This is a genomic window from Ideonella margarita (assembly GCF_038066635.1).
Lineage (GTDB): Bacteria > Pseudomonadota > Gammaproteobacteria > Burkholderiales > Burkholderiaceae_C > Ideonella > Ideonella margarita.
The window spans coordinates 295,541-313,359 of record NZ_JBBUTI010000004.1; the positions used below are offsets into that span (position 1 = coordinate 295,541).

15 protein-coding genes and 1 tRNA gene are annotated in these 17,819 nt (G+C 65.9%); 12 read left to right on the plus strand and 4 right to left on the minus strand.

Annotation, left to right across the window (positions count from 1 at the left end):
- Positions 1-46: 46 nt before the first annotated feature.
- From AACH00_RS06765 to AACH00_RS06775, 3 genes are read left to right on the plus strand one after another with little or no spacing between them, the layout of a single operon-like run.
- Entirely contained in the window at positions 47-1,210 is a 1,164-nt protein-coding gene (locus AACH00_RS06765) for an ATP phosphoribosyltransferase regulatory subunit (RefSeq protein WP_341398319.1), read from the plus strand.
- Positions 1,211-1,260: 50 nt separating this feature from the next.
- The gene (locus AACH00_RS06770) at positions 1,261-2,601 is read left to right on the plus strand and encodes an adenylosuccinate synthase (protein WP_341398320.1); all 1,341 of its coding nucleotides are present in this window, start codon (positions 1,261-1,263) and stop codon (positions 2,599-2,601) included.
- Positions 2,602-2,645: 44 nt separating this feature from the next.
- Positions 2,646-3,167 carry a phosphoribosyltransferase gene (locus AACH00_RS06775; RefSeq protein WP_341398321.1) on the plus strand — a complete coding sequence of 174 codons (522 nt, stop codon included), beginning with the start codon at positions 2,646-2,648 and terminating at the stop codon, positions 3,165-3,167.
- Between the two features lie 227 nt (positions 3,168-3,394).
- On the opposite strand, the gene AACH00_RS06780 is transcribed toward AACH00_RS06775, so the two are convergent.
- Positions 3,395-3,479, minus strand: a tRNA-Leu gene (locus tag AACH00_RS06780).
- A 120-nt stretch (positions 3,480-3,599) separates the two neighbouring features.
- Between AACH00_RS06780 and rnr the strand changes: the two genes are divergently transcribed.
- Positions 3,600-5,861, plus strand: coding sequence for a ribonuclease R (gene rnr, locus AACH00_RS06785; protein ID WP_341398322.1), 2,262 nt, complete (start codon positions 3,600-3,602; stop codon positions 5,859-5,861).
- Between the two features lie 25 nt (positions 5,862-5,886).
- On the opposite strand, the gene AACH00_RS06790 is transcribed toward rnr, so the two are convergent.
- Genes AACH00_RS06790 through AACH00_RS06800 form a run of 3 tightly spaced genes read right to left on the minus strand, consistent with a single transcriptional unit; the run spans position 5,887 to position 10,272 of the window.
- On the minus strand, positions 5,887-7,500 hold the full coding sequence (locus AACH00_RS06790; protein ID WP_341398323.1) for an NAD(P)H-hydrate dehydratase: 1,614 nt from the start codon (positions 7,498-7,500) through the stop codon (positions 5,887-5,889).
- Between the two features lie 10 nt (positions 7,501-7,510).
- The gene (locus AACH00_RS06795) at positions 7,511-8,839 is read right to left on the minus strand and encodes an FAD-dependent oxidoreductase (RefSeq protein WP_341398324.1); all 1,329 of its coding nucleotides are present in this window, start codon (positions 8,837-8,839) and stop codon (positions 7,511-7,513) included.
- Between the two features lie 2 nt (positions 8,840-8,841).
- Complete coding sequence (locus tag AACH00_RS06800) at positions 8,842-10,272, minus strand: amidase (RefSeq protein WP_341398325.1); 1,431 nt, start codon at positions 10,270-10,272, stop codon at positions 8,842-8,844.
- 223 nt (positions 10,273-10,495) lie between these two features.
- On the opposite strand from AACH00_RS06800, the gene rpsB reads away from it, so the two are divergent.
- From rpsB to rseP, 8 genes are all read left to right on the plus strand, one after another.
- On the plus strand, positions 10,496-11,242 hold the full coding sequence (gene rpsB / locus AACH00_RS06805; RefSeq protein ID WP_341398326.1) for a 30S ribosomal protein S2: 747 nt from the start codon (positions 10,496-10,498) through the stop codon (positions 11,240-11,242).
- 126 nt (positions 11,243-11,368) lie between these two features.
- A complete protein-coding gene (gene tsf / locus AACH00_RS06810; RefSeq protein ID WP_341398327.1) occupies positions 11,369-12,259 on the plus strand; it encodes a translation elongation factor Ts in 891 nt (296 codons plus the stop codon).
- A 91-nt stretch (positions 12,260-12,350) separates the two neighbouring features.
- On the plus strand, positions 12,351-13,061 hold the full coding sequence (gene pyrH / locus AACH00_RS06815; RefSeq protein WP_341398328.1) for a UMP kinase: 711 nt from the start codon (positions 12,351-12,353) through the stop codon (positions 13,059-13,061).
- A 19-nt stretch (positions 13,062-13,080) separates the two neighbouring features.
- Positions 13,081-13,641 carry a ribosome recycling factor gene (frr, locus tag AACH00_RS06820; protein WP_341398329.1) on the plus strand — a complete coding sequence of 187 codons (561 nt, stop codon included), beginning with the start codon at positions 13,081-13,083 and terminating at the stop codon, positions 13,639-13,641.
- Positions 13,642-13,646: 5 nt separating this feature from the next.
- Positions 13,647-14,402, plus strand: coding sequence for a polyprenyl diphosphate synthase (gene uppS, locus AACH00_RS06825; RefSeq protein WP_341398330.1), 756 nt, complete (start codon positions 13,647-13,649; stop codon positions 14,400-14,402).
- Between the two features lie 7 nt (positions 14,403-14,409).
- Positions 14,410-15,246, plus strand: a complete 837-nt coding sequence (locus tag AACH00_RS06830; RefSeq protein WP_341398331.1) for a phosphatidate cytidylyltransferase — start codon at positions 14,410-14,412, stop codon at positions 15,244-15,246.
- 23 nt (positions 15,247-15,269) lie between these two features.
- Positions 15,270-16,457, plus strand: a complete 1,188-nt coding sequence (gene ispC / locus AACH00_RS06835; protein WP_341398332.1) for a 1-deoxy-D-xylulose-5-phosphate reductoisomerase — start codon at positions 15,270-15,272, stop codon at positions 16,455-16,457.
- A 7-nt stretch (positions 16,458-16,464) separates the two neighbouring features.
- Complete coding sequence (gene rseP, locus AACH00_RS06840) at positions 16,465-17,817, plus strand: RIP metalloprotease RseP (protein ID WP_341398333.1); 1,353 nt, start codon at positions 16,465-16,467, stop codon at positions 17,815-17,817.
- The last annotated feature ends 2 nt before the right edge of the window (positions 17,818-17,819 follow it).

Consider the following 17,819-nt stretch of genomic DNA (forward strand, 5'->3'; position numbering starts at 1 on the left):
GGCGACATGGCCTGTACAATGCCCGTTTTAACCGCGGTTCATTTTCATGTCGTCTGCTTGGCTGCTGCCAGAGCACATTGCCGATGTCCTGCCCGCTGAGGCACGACGCATCGAAGAACTTCGCCGCCAATGGCTTGATCTGGCGCGTGGTTACGGCTTTGAGCTGGTCATGCCCCCGTTGCTGGAACACCTGGAGTCTCTGCTCTCGGGTACCGGTCGGGAGCTGGATCTCAAGACCTTCAAACTGGTTGATCAACTCAGCGGTCGCACGCTGGGTGTTCGTGCCGACACCACGCCACAAGCTGCCCGCATCGACGCCCACCTGCTGAACCGCACGGGTGTGACGCGGCTCTGCTACTGCGGCCCGGTGCTGCACACCCGCCCATCCGGCCTGCACGCCACCCGTGAGCCACTCCAGTTCGGCGCCGAAATCTTCGGTCATGCTGGCCTGGAAGCGGAACTCGAAATCCAGACGCTCGCGCTGGATGGCCTGCAAGCGGCTGGTGTGCGTCAGCTCACCCTCGACCTCGGCGATGCGCGCATCGTCCGATCGGTGCTGGGTGGTGTGCCGCTGGACGCCGCTGCGTTGACCGATCTGGTGGCCGCGCTCACGGCCAAGGACGGCAGCACGGTGCGTGACATCGCCGCCAAGTGCCCGGCTGATACCCGCGACGGCTTGAGCGCCTTGCTCGACCTGTACGGCGGCGAGGAAGTGCTTGCTGAGGCTCGCCGCCGCCTGCCGGCACGTGCCCCCATCGCTGCCGCGCTCGACGACCTGCAGTGGCTGGCCACGCATCTTCGTGTGTCGCACCCTGAAGTGCGGCTGGGTTTCGACCTCTCGGACATGAGCGGTTATGCCTATTACAGCGGCGTTCGCTTCGCCATCTACGGCGAAGGCAGCACCGACACCCTGGCGCGTGGTGGCCGGTACGATGAAGTGGGTGCGGTGTTCGGCCGCAACCGTCCTGCCGTTGGCTTCAGCCTTGACTTGAAGGGTCTGACCGGCTCCGTGGCCATCGGCGCCCAGCGCACGGCTGTGCGGGCACCGTGGTCTGAAGATGCCGGCCTGCGTGCTGCCATCCGTCGTTTGCGCGACGCTGGCGAGACCGTGGTCTGCATCCTGCCGGGCCACGAGCAGGAAACCCAGGAATTTGCCTGCGACCGTGAACTGGTCGCCATTGACGGGCAATGGGTGTTGCACGCCCTCTGAGCGTGCCCCTCCCGTCGCCAACCCATTACTTTCGAAAACTCGAGAACGACATGCAAGAAGGCAACAACATCGCGCGTGGGCGCAACGTCGTGGTCGTCGGCACCCAATGGGGTGACGAAGGCAAGGGCAAGGTCGTCGACTGGCTGACGGATCACGCGTCGGGTGTCGTCCGTTTCCAGGGCGGCCACAACGCGGGCCATACGCTGGTGATCAAGGGCGTCAAGACCGCGCTGCAACTGATCCCCTCGGGCATCATGCGCGACGGCGTGGCCTGCTACATCGGCAACGGTGTGGTGGTCGATCCGACGCACCTGCTGTCGGAAATCGAGCGCCTGGAAAAGGCCGGCCTGGACGTGCGTTCGCGCCTGTTCATCAGCGAGTCCTGCCCGCTGATCCTGCCGTTCCACGTCGAGGTCGACAAGGCCCGTGAAGCCCTGCGTGAAACCAGCGGCGCCGGCAAGATCGGCACGACCGGCAAGGGCATCGGCCCGGCCTACGAAGACAAGGTTGCCCGCCGTGCCTTGCGCGTGCAAGACCTGAAGCACCCGGAGCGCTTTGCCAAGAAACTGCGTGAACTGCTCGACCTGCACAACTTCGCGCTGAGCGGCTACCTGAAGGCCACGCCGCTGGAATTCCAGCCGATCTTCGATCAGGCGATGAAGATGGCTGAAGTGCTGCGGCCGATGATGGCTGACGTGGGTTACCGCATCCACAAGGCCCACCAGTCGGGCGCCAACATCCTGTTCGAAGGTGCCCAGGGCACGCTGCTGGACATCGACCACGGCACCTACCCGTACGTCACCTCCAGCAACTGCGTGGCCGGCAATGCCGCTGCAGGCTCCGGCGTTGGCCCGGGCATGCTGCATTACATCCTGGGCATCACCAAGGCCTACACCACGCGTGTTGGTTCGGGCCCGTTCCCGACCGAGCTCGATTGGGAAGTGCCCGACACGGTCGGCTATCACCTGTCGACCGTTGGCCAGGAGCGTGGCACCGTCACCGGCCGTGCCCGTCGTTGTGGCTGGCTTGATGCTGCAGCGCTGAAGCGCTCGATCATCATCAACGGCATCTCGGGCCTGTGCCTGACCAAGCTGGACGTGCTGGACGGCCTCACCGAAATCAAGGTGTGCACCGGCTACCAACTGGGTGACCAGGTGCTGGACATCCTGCCGCTGGATGGTGACGAGATCGACGCCTGCGTGCCCATCTATGAAACCTTCCCGGGTTGGGAAGGCAGCACCTTCGGCATCACCGAGTGGGACAAATTGCCGCTGAACGCCCGTCGTTATCTCGAGCGGGTTCAGGAATTCATCGGCGCGCCGATCGACATGGTGTCGACCGGCCCGGACCGTGATCACACGATCCTGCTGCGTCATCCGTACACGGCCTGAGCGCCGCGTTTTGCATTCACTGAATTGGGTAGTTGGGAGTAAGCATGCTGACCGATGATGGCAAGCACCTGTATGTGTCCTGGGACGAGTACCACCTGCTGACCGAGCGTCTGGCCCTGAAGGTGCACGCCTCGGGTTGGGAGTTCGATCAGATCCTGTGCCTGGCGCGTGGTGGCATGCGCCCCGGCGACGTGCTGTCGCGCGTGTTCGACAAGCCCCTGGGCATCATGTCGACGAGCTCCTACCGTGCGGAAGCTGGCACCATCCAGGGCCGCCTCGACATGGCCAAGTACATCACCCTGCCCAAGGGTGAGTTGGCTGGCCGCGTGCTGCTGGTGGATGACCTGGCCGACTCGGGCGTGACCCTGAAGGCCGTGGTGGAGCGTCTGCGCGGCCTGCCTTCCATCACCGAGCTGCGCTCGGCGGTGATCTGGACCAAGTCGGTGTCGACCTACACCCCGGACTATTACGTGGAAATGCTGGCCACCAGCCCGTGGATCCACCAGCCGTTCGAAGAGTACGACAACCTGCGCCCGGATGGCCTGGCGAAGAAGTTGTCGGTCTGATGCCGAGTTTGCCGAGCCGTCTGGCTCAGGCTGCAGGAAGCCCGCCGAGTGCGGGCTTTTTTTCGTCTGCTCGGGTCGCTTGCTCGGTGGCGGCAGCACGCCAGCGGCATGGATTCGCGACAGTTTGGCGACGGTCCTGGGCGATGGAGGAGATTCGTCGCACCAAAACAAAAAGGCCAGCATTTTCATGCTGGCCTTGCTCGAAACATCTATCTTTTGGTTATTCTTGGTGCCCAGGAGAGGACTCGAACCTCCACGGAGTTACCCGCTAGTACCTGAAACTAGTGCGTCTACCAATTCCGCCACCTGGGCTTAATCGCTGCTACAACCTAATTGCTTCGTATCGAAGTCTTTTCGTGTTGCAGCGAAAGATAGGACTATATCATCAAAACCAAGAAGATTGCAAGCGCCCCCGTGTTGGGTGGTGCGCTCATGAGTGAAATTGATGGCACGGTGTTCGGCCATCGCGACGGGCACGGGTTTGTGCACCGTGACGACGGCGAAGCCTCCGTCTACCTGGCACCCCAGGAAATGCGCACCGTGCTGCACCGCGATCGCGTGCGTGTGCGCATCGTCCGGGCCGACCGCAAGGGCCGGCCCGAGGGCAGGGTGGTTGAAATCCTGGAACGCCGCAAGACGCCCATCATCGGCCGCTTGTTGCAGGAAGGCGGCATCTGGCTGGTGGCGCCCGAAGACCGGCGCTTCGGCCAGGACATCCTGATTCCCAAGAATGCGGTGGCCAATGCCCAGGCGGGGCAGGTGGTGGCGGTGGAGTTGACCGAGCCGCCGTCGATGTATTCGCAGCCGGTCGGGCGTGTGTCCGAGGTGCTGGGCGAGATCGACGATCCGGGGATGGAAATCGAGATCGCGGTGCGCAAGTACGAAGTGCCGCACCGCTTCTCACCCGAGACGCTGGCCCAGGCCGCCAGCCTGCCGGACAAGCTGCGCGCTGCTGACCTGAAACAGCGCATCGACTTGACCGACGTGCCGCTGGTGACCATCGACGGCGAAGACGCGCGAGATTTCGATGACGCGGTGTATTGCGAACCGTGGTCGAGCGGCCGAGGCAAGAACGCGCAAACTGGCTGGCGCCTGTTGGTGGCGATCGCTGACGTCAGCCACTACGTGAAGCCGGGTGAGGCGCTCGACAAGGATGCATTCGAGCGTGCGACCTCGGTGTATTTCCCTCGGCGCGTCATTCCGATGCTGCCCGAGAAGCTGTCCAACGGCCTGTGCTCGTTGAACCCGGACGTGCCGCGCCTGTCGATGGTCTGCGACATGCTGATTGACAGCGACGGCCAGACGACGGCCTACCAGTTTTACCCGGCCGTCATCAATTCACACGCGCGTCTGACCTACACGGAAGTGGCGGCGGCGCTGTCCAACACTCGGGGGCCTGAAGCGGCGCGGCGCAGCGTCTTGATGCCCCACCTGCTCCACCTGCACGAGGTGTTCCGGGCGTTGTTGAAGGCCCGTGCCCGGCGCGGTGCCATCGACTTCGAAACCACCGAGACGCAGATCGTCTGCGACGACAACGGCCGCATCGAGAAGATCGTGCCGCGCACCCGCAACGATGCGCATCGCCTCATCGAAGAGGCGATGCTGGCGGCCAACGTCTGCGCCGCCGACTTCATTGCCGGGGCTGAGCATGCGTCGCTCTTCCGCGTGCATGAAGGCCCGACGCCCGAGAAGCGGCTGACCCTTCAGAACTACCTGAAGGCACTGGGCTTGGGGCTGTCTGTGAGCGACGACCCGAAGCCTGCCGAATTCCAGGCCATTGCCGCGGCCACGAAAGATCGGCCCGACGCGCAGCAGATCCACACGATGCTGCTGCGCTCGATGCAGCAAGCCATCTACACGCCGGCGAACAGCGGTCACTTTGGCTTGTCGTACGCTGCTTACACGCACTTCACCAGCCCGATCCGGCGTTACCCGGACCTGCTGGTGCACCGTGTGATCAAGGCGATCCTGCAGGCGCGCCACTACAAGCTGTCGACCGGTGAGCTGGCTGCGCCCAAGCCCCGCAAGGGCGCGGGCGGCAAGCCTGCGAAGGCCGCGGTTACCGAGATGGAGCGCTGGGAGTTGGCCGGCGCGCATTGCAGCGCGAATGAGCGACGCGCCGATGAGGCCTCACGCGACGTGGAAGCGTGGCTCAAGTGCCGCTACATGCGTGAGCATCTGGGGGAGGAGTTCGCGGGCACGGTCAGTGCCGTTGCGGGCTTCGGCCTGTTCGTGACGCTGGACGCCCTGTATGTGGACGGCCTGGTGCACATCACCGAACTCGGTGGCGAGTACTACCGGTTCGACGAGCTGCGTCAGGAGCTGCGTGGTGAGCGCACCGGCGTGCGCTATGTCGTGGGCTCTCGCGTGCGGGTTCAGGTGAGCCGGGTTGACCTGGACGGCCGGAAGATCGATTTCCGGCTGGTGCATGAGGGCGCCGAAACCGAGCGCCCAGGCTCGCCGGTCAAGGGCAAGCCGGGCGCTCGTGGGGCTGAACGTGCGCCCCGCGTCGCCAGTTCGGCCACGGAGCAACTGGCCGATGTCGAGGCGCATGACCGTGCGGTCAAGCGGGCTGCCAAGGCGGCTCGATCGGCGCGCAGTTCGGGTGCCGCGCCGCGGGGTTCATCATCGTCCACCGGCGCTGGCAAGGCAGCCAAGGCGAGCAAGACGGCGAAGTCGCGCACCCGGCGCTGACCACGAACTCAAGCGGCTCAAGCGCTCAACGCGCGCTCTGCCGCGTGAGGTGGGACGCGCGTTGCAACGCCTGGATGAGTTCGTGTGCCGGCAGTGGCAGTCCCGGGTCGCCCGGCGCCACCTCAGCCGCCCGACCATGCAGCCAGACAGCGCTCAGGGCGGCTTGACGTGCAGTTTGATGTGCTGAAGCCGTGGGCGGCGCGGCTTGGCTCGACCAGAGGCCGCCAAGCCAGCCCGCCAGCACGTCGCCGCTGCCCGGTGTTGCCAATCGGGCGTTGCCGGTGGGGTTGATAGCGGGGACGTTGTCAGGGCTGGCGACGATGGTGCCGGACCCTTTCAACACCACCACGGCCTGTGTCTTGTGGGCCAGGGTTTGCGCCGCCGCAAGGCGGTCGGCCTGAACCTCGGCGGTGCTGCAACCCAGCAGGCGCGCAGCTTCCAGCGGGTGCGGTGTCAGCACCGTGCTCAAGGCCTGATCGCGGCGGGCAGCCAGGGCCCGCATCAGAGTCGGGTCGGCCGCCACGGCGTTCAAGCCGTCAGCGTCCAGCACCAGTCGGGCTGCGCGCGCGATGGCGGCAGGCAACTCGGCGGCAACGGCCTCTCCACCGCCACAGCCGCACACCAGGGTGATGCGTTCCAGCACGCCGGGTGCACACCAGGCGTGGGCATCGCGCTGCATCAGTTCGGGCCAGCAGGGGTCTGCCGGCGCCTGGCCATCGGCCCCGAGTTCGCTGACGTAGACACGGCCGGCGCCGGCGGCCAGCGCCGCACGGCTGGCCAGATGGGCTGCGCCGCCCATGCCGCGGGCACCGCCCAGCACCCAGAGATCACCAAAGCTGCCTTTGTGTTGTTGGTGTTGTCTCATGGGCAGGCCGCGCCTGGCGTCGTCTGCACTCGACAAGGTGGCGGAAGGGGGCGTCGCGCTGGGGTCGCAAGCCAGGTCCGCCAGCCAGATGTGGCCGGCCAGATCACGCCCGTCGCCGGTGAACAAGCCGGGTCGCGCCGTCAGCAGCGCCAGGGTATGGGTGGCCACCACCACGCTGTGGCCCAGGGGTTGGCCGGTGTCGCCCAGCAGGCCGGTCGGTTGGTCCACCGCCAGCACGGGTACGCCAGCACGCTGAAAGTCGTTCAACCGGGCCACGCATGCCGCCATCTCGCCTTCGGGTGCGCGGTGTTGGCCCAGGCCGAGCAGGGCATCGATTGCCAGTTCTGCTTGCTCCACATCCGCCAGCTCGGTAGCGCCACCCCCGCCGTCTTGCCACAGCTGCCAGGCCCGCAGGGCGTCTGGTGGGCGGTTGGTGCCCGCGCCGCAGGTGGTGATTTGCACGTGCCAGCCGGCTTGCCTCAGGGCTGCCGCCGCCACCAGTCCGTCGCCACCGTTGTTGCCAGGGCCGACGGCGATCCAGGCGCGTCTTCCGTGTGGCGCCAGGGCTTGGCCAAGGCGCGCCACCGCCAGGCCGGCGCGCTGCATCAAGGCAAAGGGTGGCGAGGCTGCGAGCGCCAGGCTCTCCACGACCCTGGCTGACGCGTTGCTGTACAGCGCCGCCCCACTGGAGCCGTCCAGCCGCGTGATGCGGCCGATCGAAGCGGCGACGTTCGGCACGGTGGCGCCGCTCTGGGCGCAGGGAAGGGGGCTCATGCCCCTGAGCTTATCGGAACCGCTGGGCGCCGAGTTGCGCTACGTCGATGGCGCCCGAACGCCCGGTGATCTGGTCGGCCAGGATGCGCGCCGCGCCGCAGGCTTCCGCCCAGCCGTGCTGGCCATGGGCGAGGTTGAGCCAGATGCCCGGGGCACCACTGGCGCCCAGTACCGGCAGGCCGTCGGGCGTCATCACGCGGGTGCCGCGCCATTCCGTGGCGCGTGAGGTGCGCGCCGCGCCGGGGAACCAGTCGTCCAGCACCCGGTAGAGCGTGTCTACGCTGCCCTGGCGCCAGGCCTTGTCGCGGCCGCCCACCTCGTAGCCGCCCGCCACCCGAACCCGGTGACCCAGCCGGGTGATGCTCACCTGGTGGCGCTCGTCGGTCAGTGCACTCCGCGGGCCCGGATCGGGACTGGCCTCAGGCAGGTGCAGCGGGGCGGTGATCGAGTAGCCGTGCACCAGCTGCGTATTGAGCCGCACGCCGAGCGGCTTCAGCAGATTGGCCGCGCCCTGGCCGGCGCAGATGATCACGGCATCAAAGCTTTGTGCACCCTCTGCTTGCAACACGGTCGACGGCGGGTTGCTGCGCAGCTCGTCGTTCGGTTGCGATTCCAGCATGTCGTCGCGCGCCTGCGCCATCACGAGAGGCTGCGTGCCCGCCACCACGCTGATCACGTCGTGGTGGAAATGGAACTGCACACCCAGGCGCCGTGCCTCGTCCTTCAACCGGTGGGCGAACTGTCGACCATTCACCACTTCGTCGCCCGGCAGGTGCAGGGCGCCAATCAGCTGGTCGCCGGCCTGCAGGGCAGGTTCGATCAGCTGCGCCTGGGCAGGATCCAGCAGATCGGCGCGCTCGCCCAGTTCGTGCAGCACCGCCATTGATGCTTCAGCCTGCTGTCGTTCCCGCTTGCTGCGCAGCAATACGAGATGGCCCTGGCTGTGTTCGTGCTCCAGGCCCAGGTCGTGGTCGAGCTGGTGGAGCCGGGTCTGGCTGTAGTGCACCAGGCTGTGGAGCTGACGCAGGCTGGCCAGGCGACCCGGCGCGCGGTTGGCGCGCCACCAGCGCCAGAGCCAGGGCAGCAGCCCCGGGTGCACCGAGCACAAGCGCTCCAGAGTGGCGGGCCTGCGCAGCAGCGGGTTCAGCAGCGCGCCGGTCAGGCTGGGGGCGGCGAGGGGTTGCAGGTGGCCGGGGGCCATCAGGCCGGCCTGCGCAAAACTGGCTTGGGCGGCGATGCTGCCGCGCTGCTCGTAGACGGTGACCTCATGGCCATCCAGGGCGAGCTCGTACGCGGTCGTGACGCCGTTGATGCCGGCGCCGATCAGGGCAACGCGCATGGTCAGCTGGCCTTGTGGTGAGACAGGGCTGCTTCAAGCTGCAGGCCGAGTTGAAGAACGGTGTCGTCGTGCCCGTTGGGGGCCCAGACCATCAGACCGACCGGCAGTTCGCCGGGAAGCTGGCAAGGCAGCGACAGGGCGCAGCCATCAAACATGTTTACCACGGAGGGGTTTCGCAGCAGTGCTGCGTTCGTCAGGAAGAACAGGGAGTCGTCGACTTGAAGCGGCGCCAGTGGCGGTGCTGTCATGGGGACGGTGGGACTGAGGGCAGCGTCAAACTCGGACAGGCGTTGTTGCACGCGCTGGATCCAGTCACGCCGCTGCTGATGCAATTGGATGTAATCGGCAGCCAGCATTGTCGCCCCGCGACGGATGCGCACGGCCACTCTCGGATCATAGGCGCTGCCTTGGGCCTCCAGCAGCGGCCGGTGCCAGGCCCAGCTTTCCGCCGCACTGAAGCCGCCCTGGGCCTGCAGGGCGGCCAGTTCGGTCAGCTCCGGCAGGTCGATCTCGATCACCTGCATGCCGGCGCTGCGGGCGCAGGCGAGGGCGCGCTCGAACGCCGCCGCCACGGCGGGCTCGAGGTCGTCCAGCATCACCTGCCGGGGCACGGCCAGCCGCGCGGGGCGCGATAGGTGCTGTGGCGGCGGGTTGTCGGGCAGCACCGCGTTCGACAGCACCGCGTGCAGGCGCATGGCGTCCCGGACGCAGGTGGTGATGGCGCAGGCGGTGTCCAGGGTGGATGAGAGGGGAATGGCCCCGGCCAGCGGCGTCAGGAACTGGCTGCTCTTGAATCCGACCAGGCCCATCAGCGCGGCTGGGATGCGGATGGAGCCGCCGGTGTCAGACCCCAGCGCCGCCCAGGCCGCGCCAATGGCCACCGACGCCGCGCCTCCGCTGGTGGAGCCGCCGGGGATGCGGGGTGTGCTGTCCAGCAAGGTCGTCACCGGGTTGGGCGGTGTGCCGTGGTGCGGGTTCAGGCCCACGCCAGAGAACGCGAATTCGGTCATTCCGGTGTGGCCGATGAGGCAGGCGCCGGCAGCGCGAAGCCGTGCCACGGCCGGGGCGTCTTCCGTCAGCGGCGCAGCCAGGCCCGTCGTTGCGGACTTGTCGCCGTGCAGAACCACCGAGCCCCCGGTCGCCGGCTGGGCGCTCACATCGAACAGATCCTTGACGGAGACCGCGATGCCCTCCAGCAGTCGGGTCGGCGCCCCGGCCTTGCGGCGCGCCTCCGACTCACGGGCTTGCGCCAGCGCGGCGGCATCGAAGGTTCTCAGGAACGTTCCGGCGGCGCTGCCGCGGGCGGTGTCCAGGGCGGCCTGGATAGCGGCAAAGACGTGGCCGTCACCGGGCTTGCCAAGTTCGGCCAGTGCGCCGTCGATGCCGGAGGCTTCTCGGGATGCTATACTCCGCGGGTTTATCTGGACAGCCATGTGGTGAAGAGAAGTTGAGAGTCAGCTTCGAGCGCCCGCGGCATTCAGAGAACCGGGGCCTTCGAGCCTGCGGCCTGCTCGACACATTGGGTGTCGGATGTGCCGCGGCGGAGGGTTCCGAATTTCGCGAACCCGGCTACAAAAGGTGTCGCAGGTGCCTGTTTACAGAGGTAAAAGGCCCGCGATTCAAGCCGGAATTCTAGACTTAACCTTCGGAGTAACTATGTCCGTTTCAATGCGCGAGATGCTGGAAGCCGGCGTCCACTTTGGTCACCAAACCCGCTTCTGGAATCCCAAGATGGCCCCGTATATCTACGGCCATCGCAACAAGATTCACATCATCAACCTCGAAAAGACGCTGCCCAAGTTCGAGGAAGCGATGAAGTTCGTGCGCCAGCTTGCTTCCAAGCGCGGCACGATCCTGATCGTTGGCACCAAGCGTCAAGCTCGCGAAGTCGTCGCCCTGGAAGCCCAGCGCGCCGGCATGCCCTATGTTGACCAGCGTTGGCTGGGCGGCATGCTGACCAACTTCAAGACGGTCAAGGGTTCGCTGAAGAAGCTGAAGGACATGCAAGCCCAGAAGGATGCCGGCGCCGAGCTGCGCATCAAGAAGGAAGCCCTGATGTTCGACCGTGAGCTGGCCAAGCTCGAGAAGGACATCGGCGGCATCCAGGACATGGCTGCCCTGCCGGACGCCATGTTCGTGATCGACGTGGGTTTCCACAAGATCGCCGTGGCCGAAGCCAAGAAGCTGGGCATCCCGGTGATCGGCGTGGTTGACACCAACCACTCGCCTGAAGGCGTGGACTACATCATCCCTGGCAACGACGACTCGGCCAAGGCCGTGGCGCTGTACGCCAAGGCAGTTGCTGACGCTGTCCTGGAAGGCAAGGCCAACGCCGGCGCCGACCTGGTGCAAGCCGTGGCGGCTGACGGCGACGAGTTCGTTGAAGTCAACGAACAAGCCTGATCGTTGCGCCTTTGAGCGCACGTGAAACAGGGGCTTTCATGGCCCCTTTTTCACACCCCTGATGCGATTTGCGGAACTCACGACGGCCCACCCGGGTGGGCTGTTCTAGCAACGGAGAAATTGAAAATGGCAGCAATCACCGCCGGCATGGTCGCCGAACTGCGTGGCAAGACCGACGCGCCGATGATGGAGTGCAAGAAGGCACTGACCGAGGCTGAGGGCGACATGGCCCGCGCCGAAGAAATCCTGCGTGTCAAGCTGGGCAGCAAGGCTGGCAAGGCCGCTTCCCGCGTGACCGCTGAAGGCGTCATCGCCGCAGCCGTGAATGGCACCACCGGCGCCATGATCGAAGTCAACTGCGAAACCGACTTCGTGACCAAGAACGACAGCTTCCTGGCTCTGGCCAAGGCTGCTGCCGAGCTGATCGCTGCTCACGGTCCGGCTGACGTCGAGGCCCTCGGCGCCCTGCCGTACGAGCAAGACAGCTTCGGCCCGACCCTGGAAGACGTGCGCAAGGGCCTGATCGGCAAGATCGGCGAGAACATGTCGTTCCGTCGCTTCAAGCGTTGGTCCAACGGCGGCAACCTGGCCAGCTACCTGCACGGCACCCGCATCGGCGTGGTCGTCGAGTTCACCGGTGACGAAGTGGCTGCCAAGGACGTTGCCATGCACGTCGCCGCCATGAAGCCGGTCTCGCTGTCGCAAGCCGACGTGCCTGCCGAACTGGTGGAGAAGGAACGCAAGATCGCTGCCGAGAAGGCTGCTGAATCGGGCAAGCCGGCCGAAATCGTCGCCAAGATGGTTGAAGGCTCGGTGCAGAAGTTCCTGAAGGAAGTCTCGCTGTTCAACCAGTCGTTCGTGAAGAACGACAAGCTGACCGTTGAGCAGATGCTCAAGGCTGCTTCGACCGACGTGAAGGGTTTCACCCTGTACGTGGTCGGTGAAGGCATCGAGAAGAAGGTTGACGACTTCGCTGCTGAAGTGGCTGCCCAAGTGGCTGCCGCCAAGGGCGCCTGAGCGTTCGGCCTGACGTGCGCGGCTGCCCTTACCGGGGTGGCCGCGTACACTGTTACTGATTCAAAAGATCCACACCCACGGGGGAATCCGCATGCCGGCGTACAAACGCATCCTGCTCAAACTTTCCGGTGAAGCCCTGATGGGCGACGATGCCTACGGCATCAACCGGGCCACCATCGTCCGGATGGTCAGGGAAGTGCAGGAGGTTACCCAGCTTGGCTGTGAAGTCGCTGTGGTGATCGGTGGCGGCAACATCTTCCGTGGTGTCGCTGGCGGCTCGGTCGGCATGGACCGGGCCACCGCCGACTACATGGGCATGCTGGCCACGGTGATGAACTCGCTGGCGCTGGCAGACACCATGCGCCAGGAAGGCATGACCGCCCGTGTCATGTCGGCCATCGCCATCGACCAGGTGGTAGAGCCCTACGTGCGCCCGAAGGCGCTGCAATATCTGGAAGAAGGCAAGGTCGTCGTGTTTGCCGCAGGCACCGGCAACCCCTTCTTCACCACCGACACCGCTGCTGCCCTGCGCGGCGCGGAAATCGGTGCGCAGGTGGTTCTCAAGGCCACCAAGGTGGACGGTGTCTACACCGCCGATCCCAAGAAGGATCCCACCGCGACCCGCTACACGAGCATCAGTTTCGACGATGCGATTGCTCAAAACCTGCAGGTGCTCGACGCGACCGCGTTCGCCCTGTGCCGTGACCAGAAGCTGCCCATCAAGGTGTTCTCGATCTTCAAGCCGGGTGCGCTGAAGCGCGTGGTCTTGGGCGAGGACGAAGGCACGCTGGTGCACGTCTGACCGACTCTGGAGATCTGCCATGACGACCGCTGAAATCAAGAAGAACGCCGAGGCCAAGATGGCCCGCTCGATCGAGTCCTTCAAGACCGAACTGCAGAAGATCCGGACCGGCCGCGCCCACCCCGGCATCCTCGACCATGTGCAGGTCGAGTACTACGGCTCGATGGTGCCCATCAGCCAGGTGGCGAACGTCAGCCTGCTGGACTCGCGCACCATCAGCGTCCAGCCCTGGGAAAAGCCCATGGGCGCCAAGATCGAAAAGGCCATCCGCGAATCCGACCTGGGCCTTAACCCGTCGTCGCAGGGTGACCTGATCCGCGTGCCTATGCCTGCCTTGACCGAAGAGCGCCGCAAGGACCTGACCAAGGTCGTGCGCAACGCCGGTGAAGACGCGCGGATTGCCGTGCGCAACGTGCGCCGTGATGCCAACGAACTCGTCAAGAAGCTCGTCAAGGACAAGCTGGCCACCGAAGACGACGAGCGTCGCAGCCAGGATGAAGTCCAGAAGTTGACCGACCGCACCATTGCCGAAATCGACAAGCTGGTGCAGGGCAAGGAAGCCGAGATCCTGGCCGTCTGAGGCCCATGAGCTTGAACGATTCAACGGGCGTGTCCGCGGCACGTGATCCGGCTGTGCCGCGGCACGTTGCCATCGTCATGGACGGCAACGGCCGCTGGGCACGCAAGCGGTTCATGCCGCGTGTCATCGGCCACAAGTTCGGCATGGAGACGGTCATCAAGGTGATCGACCATTGCCAGAAGCGTGGTGTCGATTACCTGACGCTCTACGCGTTCTCGTCCGAGAACTGGAAACGGCCCGAAGAGGAAGTCTCCGGTCTGATGAACCTGGTGCTGGTCGGCGTGGCCAAGTACCTGAAGCGGCTGGCATCACAAGGCATCCGGATTGTCATCGCGGGCGATCGCAGTGTGGTCTCCGAGTCGGTGCGCAATGCCTGGGCTGAGGCCGAGTCGAGCACCGCAGCCAACACCGGCCTGACGCTCACGGTGGCCTTCAATTACGGCGGTCGGTGGGACATCCTGCAGGCGTGCCAGCAGGTGATGCGATCAGGCCTCGCGCCGGAGGCCCTCACCGAGGCCGCACTGTCGCAGCACATGTCGATGGCGCATGCCCCCGACCCCGACCTGCTCATCCGCACGGGTGGTGAAGTCCGGATCAGCAACTTCCTGCTGTGGCAAGTGGCGTACTCGGAGTTCTACTTCACCGACTGCCTCTGGCCTGATTTTGATGGCGACGAAATTGATCGCGCCTTCGGGGTCTTCGCCAGTCGCGACCGCCGCTTTGGCGGCGTCAAAACCACTTCGGACCAGGCGCCCGCCTGACCCCTCGATGCTGATTCCTCGTGTGATCACGGCGCTGGTGTTGTTGGCGCTGCTGCTGCCTGCGCTGCTGGCTGCCGCCGTCTGGCCATTTGCCCTGCTGACCCTGGTGATGATTGGCGCCGCCGGCTGGGAGTGGGGGCGTCTGAACGGCATCGCTCAACTGCCTTCGCTCGCCCTTGGCGGCCTGGTGGCCGTGGTCTGCGCGGTGGCTTGGCAGGTGGGCTGGGCCGCTTCACCGCCCGCGGCACTGTGGTGGCTCGCCACCGCGTGCTGGGTGCTGGGCGGTGCCATGGCACTCCGTGCAGGCCCTGCGGCCTGGCCGGCGTTGTCGCGACCGGCGCGGGTGGTGCTCGGCACGGTCGTGTTGTGCGTGGCCTGGCTGGCGCTCGCGGCCGCCAAGGCTCGCGGATTGAATTTCATCCTGTCCGCGTTCTGCGTGGTCTGGATGGCTGACGTGGCCGCCTATTTTGGCGGGCGTACGTTCGGCAAGCGCAAGCTGGCGCCGGCCATCAGCCCGGGCAAGAGCTGGGAAGGCGTCTGGTCGGGCATGTGCGGCGTCCTGCTGCTCGGCCTGATCTGGCTGAACTACGAGACGGCGGTGTTTGGCTCGGCTGGCAGCGTGTTCCATGTGCTGCGCCAGCTGGGCTGGGGCGGGTTTGTGGTGGGCTTGATCTTCCTGTGCACGCTCAGCGTGATGGGTGACCTGGTCGAGTCGCTGGCCAAGCGCGCCGTTGGTGCGAAGGACTCCAGCCATCTGCTGCCCGGCCACGGCGGTGTGCTTGACCGCGTGGATGCCTTGTTGCCCGCGCTGCCCGCCGTGATGGCCCTGGCGTCAATCGCCTGACTCTCCAACCTGAAGCCGCCACCATGCGCCAGCAGTCGATTTGCATTCTCGGATCCACCGGCTCCATCGGCACGAACACGCTGGATGTGGTGGCTCGCCACCCTGATCGTTTCCAGGTGTTCGCGCTGACCAGCCACCAGCGCGTGCCGGACATGCTGGCACAGGTGCTGCAGTGGAAGCCCCGCTTCGCTGCGATGTCGGAGCCGTCGGCTGCGGCCGAGTTGCGCCGCCTGGTGAAGGAGGCCGGCTCGGCCACCGAAGTGCTGTCCGGCCCGCAGGCGCTGGTGGACCTGGCTTCGCACCCCGATGTGGACGTGGTCATGGCCGCGATCGTGGGCGCAGCCGGCCTGTTGCCCTGCATGGCGGCGGCACGTGCCGGCAAGCGCCTGCTGCTGGCCAACAAGGAAGCCCTGGTGGTGGGCGGCGCCAAGTTCATGTCGGCGGTGGAGGAGGGCGGTGCCACGCTGCTGCCCATCGACAGCGAACACTCCGCCATCTTCCAGTGCCTGCCCGAAGACCGCAGCACCTGGGCTGCGCGCATTGACCACATCGTGCTGACCGCCTCGGGTGGCCCTTTCCGCCAACGCGATCCGGCGACGCTGGCTGCAGTCACGCCCGACGATGCCTGCGCGCATCCGAACTGGGTCATGGGCCGCAAGATTTCGGTCGACTCCGCCACCATGATGAACAAGGCCCTCGAGGTGATCGAGGCGCGCTGGCTGTTTGACCTGCAGCCCGACGACATCAAGGTGGTGATCCATCCGCAAAGCATCATCCACTCGATGGTGGTGTGCCGCGATCAGTCGGTGCTCGCGCAACTCGGCACGCCCGACATGCGGGTGCCGATCGCTTATGGCTTGTCGTTCCCCGAGCGGATTACTTCGGGCGCATCGACGCTGGATTTCCTGTCGCTCAAGGCGCTGACGTTCGAGGCGCCGGAGCGTGCACGCTTCCCCGGATTTTTCCTGGCCTGGGATGCGCTGAAGTCGGCGCATGGCAGCACCGCGATCTTGAATGCCGCCAACGAAGAAGCGGTGGCGTCGTTCCTGTCGGGCCAGATCGGCTTTGACCAGATCAACGCGGTGAACGCCGACGCGCTGGAGCAGGTGGTGCCGGGGCTGGATGTCAGCGCGCCGGTCGAGGCTCTGCTGGAACTCGATGACCGCGCGCGGCAGCATGCCCGCGCGCTGATTGCCCGTATCGCTCGCTGAGCCACCCATGCTCATCAAACTGCTTGCATTCCTGGTGACCATCGGTACGTTGGTCGTGATTCACGAGTACGGCCATTACAAGGTGGCGCGCTGGTGTGGTGTGAAGGTGTTGCGGTTTTCGGTGGGCTTCGGCAAGGTGCTCTGGCGCCGCCCTGCGACCGCCACCTCGCCCGAGTTCACCTTGTGTGCCTTGCCGCTGGGTGGCTACGTCCGCATGCTCGACAGCCGCGAGGGGCGGGTGGCGCCGGAAGAGTTGAGCCTGGCGTTCGACCGCAAGCCCTTGCGCCAGCGCGTGGCCATCGTGTCGGCAGGCCCCTTGGCCAACCTGCTCCTGGCTATCTTCGTCTACGCCGCCGCGCAGTGGGCGGGCGTCACCGAGCCACGTGCCTTGATGTCCTCGCCCGTGGTGGGCAGCATGGCGGCTGATGCCGGGGTGCAGGCGGGCGATCTGGTCCGCGCGGTGTCGATCGGCGATCAGGCCTGGGAAGACATCGACACGCTGGTGGATTGGCGCTGGCAACTCAGCGAGGCCGTGCTGGCCCGGCAGGCGCTGCGCCTGCAGCTGGACGGCCCGCACCCGCGGCAGGTGGTGCTGCCGCTGGACCGCTTGCCCGTGGGCAGCGAAATCGACTTGCCAACGATGCAGCGCATCGGCTTGACGGGGGTCTACCGTGACCCGGTACTGAATGATGTCAAGACGGCGGGCCCGGCCGCCAAGGCCGGCCTGCTGCGCGGTGACCGCGTGCTGTCGATCGACGGCGCCGTCGTCGCTGATGCCCAGAGCCTGATCGACCGTGTGCGTGGCGCCGCCGGACGAACAACGACGTGGCTGGTGGAGCGACATGGCCAGCGCCTCGAGGTGTCGGTCACGCCGCGTGCGGTCACGGAAGGCGGCCAGACGCTCGGGCGCATTGACGCCGGTGTGGGTGGCGCCGTCGCGATGGTCACAGTCCAGCGCGGGCTGATCGATGGCCTGGAGCGCGGCTGGACGCGCATGGTCGACACCGCGTCGCTGAGCTTGAAGACGCTCGGCCGCATGTTGATCGGTCAGGCGTCCATCAAGAACCTCAGCGGTCCATTGACCATCGCCGACGCTGCCGGCGAGACCGCGCAACGAGGTCTCGCCGACTATCTGAACTTTCTGGCTGCTGTGAGTGTCAGCCTGGGTGTGCTCAACCTGCTGCCGTTGCCCATGCTGGACGGTGGGCACCTCATGTATTATCTGTTCGAGGGGGTGACCGGCCGGCCGGTCTCGGACGTGTGGCTCAAGTGGCTGCAACGTGGTGGCGCATTTGTGCTGCTGCTCATGATGTCCATTGCCCTATCCAATGACGTGGCCCGCCAGTTGGGCCTGCAGTGATT

Bases quoted from the DNA above. Each gene is read 5' to 3' on its own strand.
- AACH00_RS06765 (WP_341398319.1), top strand. From the start codon at position 47: ATGTCGTCTGCTTGGCTGCTGCCAGAGCACATTGCCGATGTCCTGCCC.
- AACH00_RS06770 (WP_341398320.1), top strand. From the start codon at position 1,261: ATGCAAGAAGGCAACAACATCGCGCGTGGGCGCAACGTCGTGGTCGTC.
- AACH00_RS06775 (WP_341398321.1), top strand. From the start codon at position 2,646: ATGCTGACCGATGATGGCAAGCACCTGTATGTGTCCTGGGACGAGTAC.
- rnr (WP_341398322.1), top strand. From the start codon at position 3,600: ATGAGTGAAATTGATGGCACGGTGTTCGGCCATCGCGACGGGCACGGG.
- AACH00_RS06790 (WP_341398323.1), bottom strand. From the start codon at position 7,500: ATGAGCCCCCTTCCCTGCGCCCAGAGCGGCGCCACCGTGCCGAACGTC.
- AACH00_RS06795 (WP_341398324.1), bottom strand. From the start codon at position 8,839: ATGCGCGTTGCCCTGATCGGCGCCGGCATCAACGGCGTCACGACCGCG.
- AACH00_RS06800 (WP_341398325.1), bottom strand. From the start codon at position 10,272: ATGGCTGTCCAGATAAACCCGCGGAGTATAGCATCCCGAGAAGCCTCC.
- rpsB (WP_341398326.1), top strand. From the start codon at position 10,496: ATGTCCGTTTCAATGCGCGAGATGCTGGAAGCCGGCGTCCACTTTGGT.
- tsf (WP_341398327.1), top strand. From the start codon at position 11,369: ATGGCAGCAATCACCGCCGGCATGGTCGCCGAACTGCGTGGCAAGACC.
- pyrH (WP_341398328.1), top strand. From the start codon at position 12,351: ATGCCGGCGTACAAACGCATCCTGCTCAAACTTTCCGGTGAAGCCCTG.
- frr (WP_341398329.1), top strand. From the start codon at position 13,081: ATGACGACCGCTGAAATCAAGAAGAACGCCGAGGCCAAGATGGCCCGC.
- uppS (WP_341398330.1), top strand. From the start codon at position 13,647: ATGAGCTTGAACGATTCAACGGGCGTGTCCGCGGCACGTGATCCGGCT.
- AACH00_RS06830 (WP_341398331.1), top strand. From the start codon at position 14,410: ATGCTGATTCCTCGTGTGATCACGGCGCTGGTGTTGTTGGCGCTGCTG.
- ispC (WP_341398332.1), top strand. From the start codon at position 15,270: ATGCGCCAGCAGTCGATTTGCATTCTCGGATCCACCGGCTCCATCGGC.
- rseP (WP_341398333.1), top strand. From the start codon at position 16,465: ATGCTCATCAAACTGCTTGCATTCCTGGTGACCATCGGTACGTTGGTC.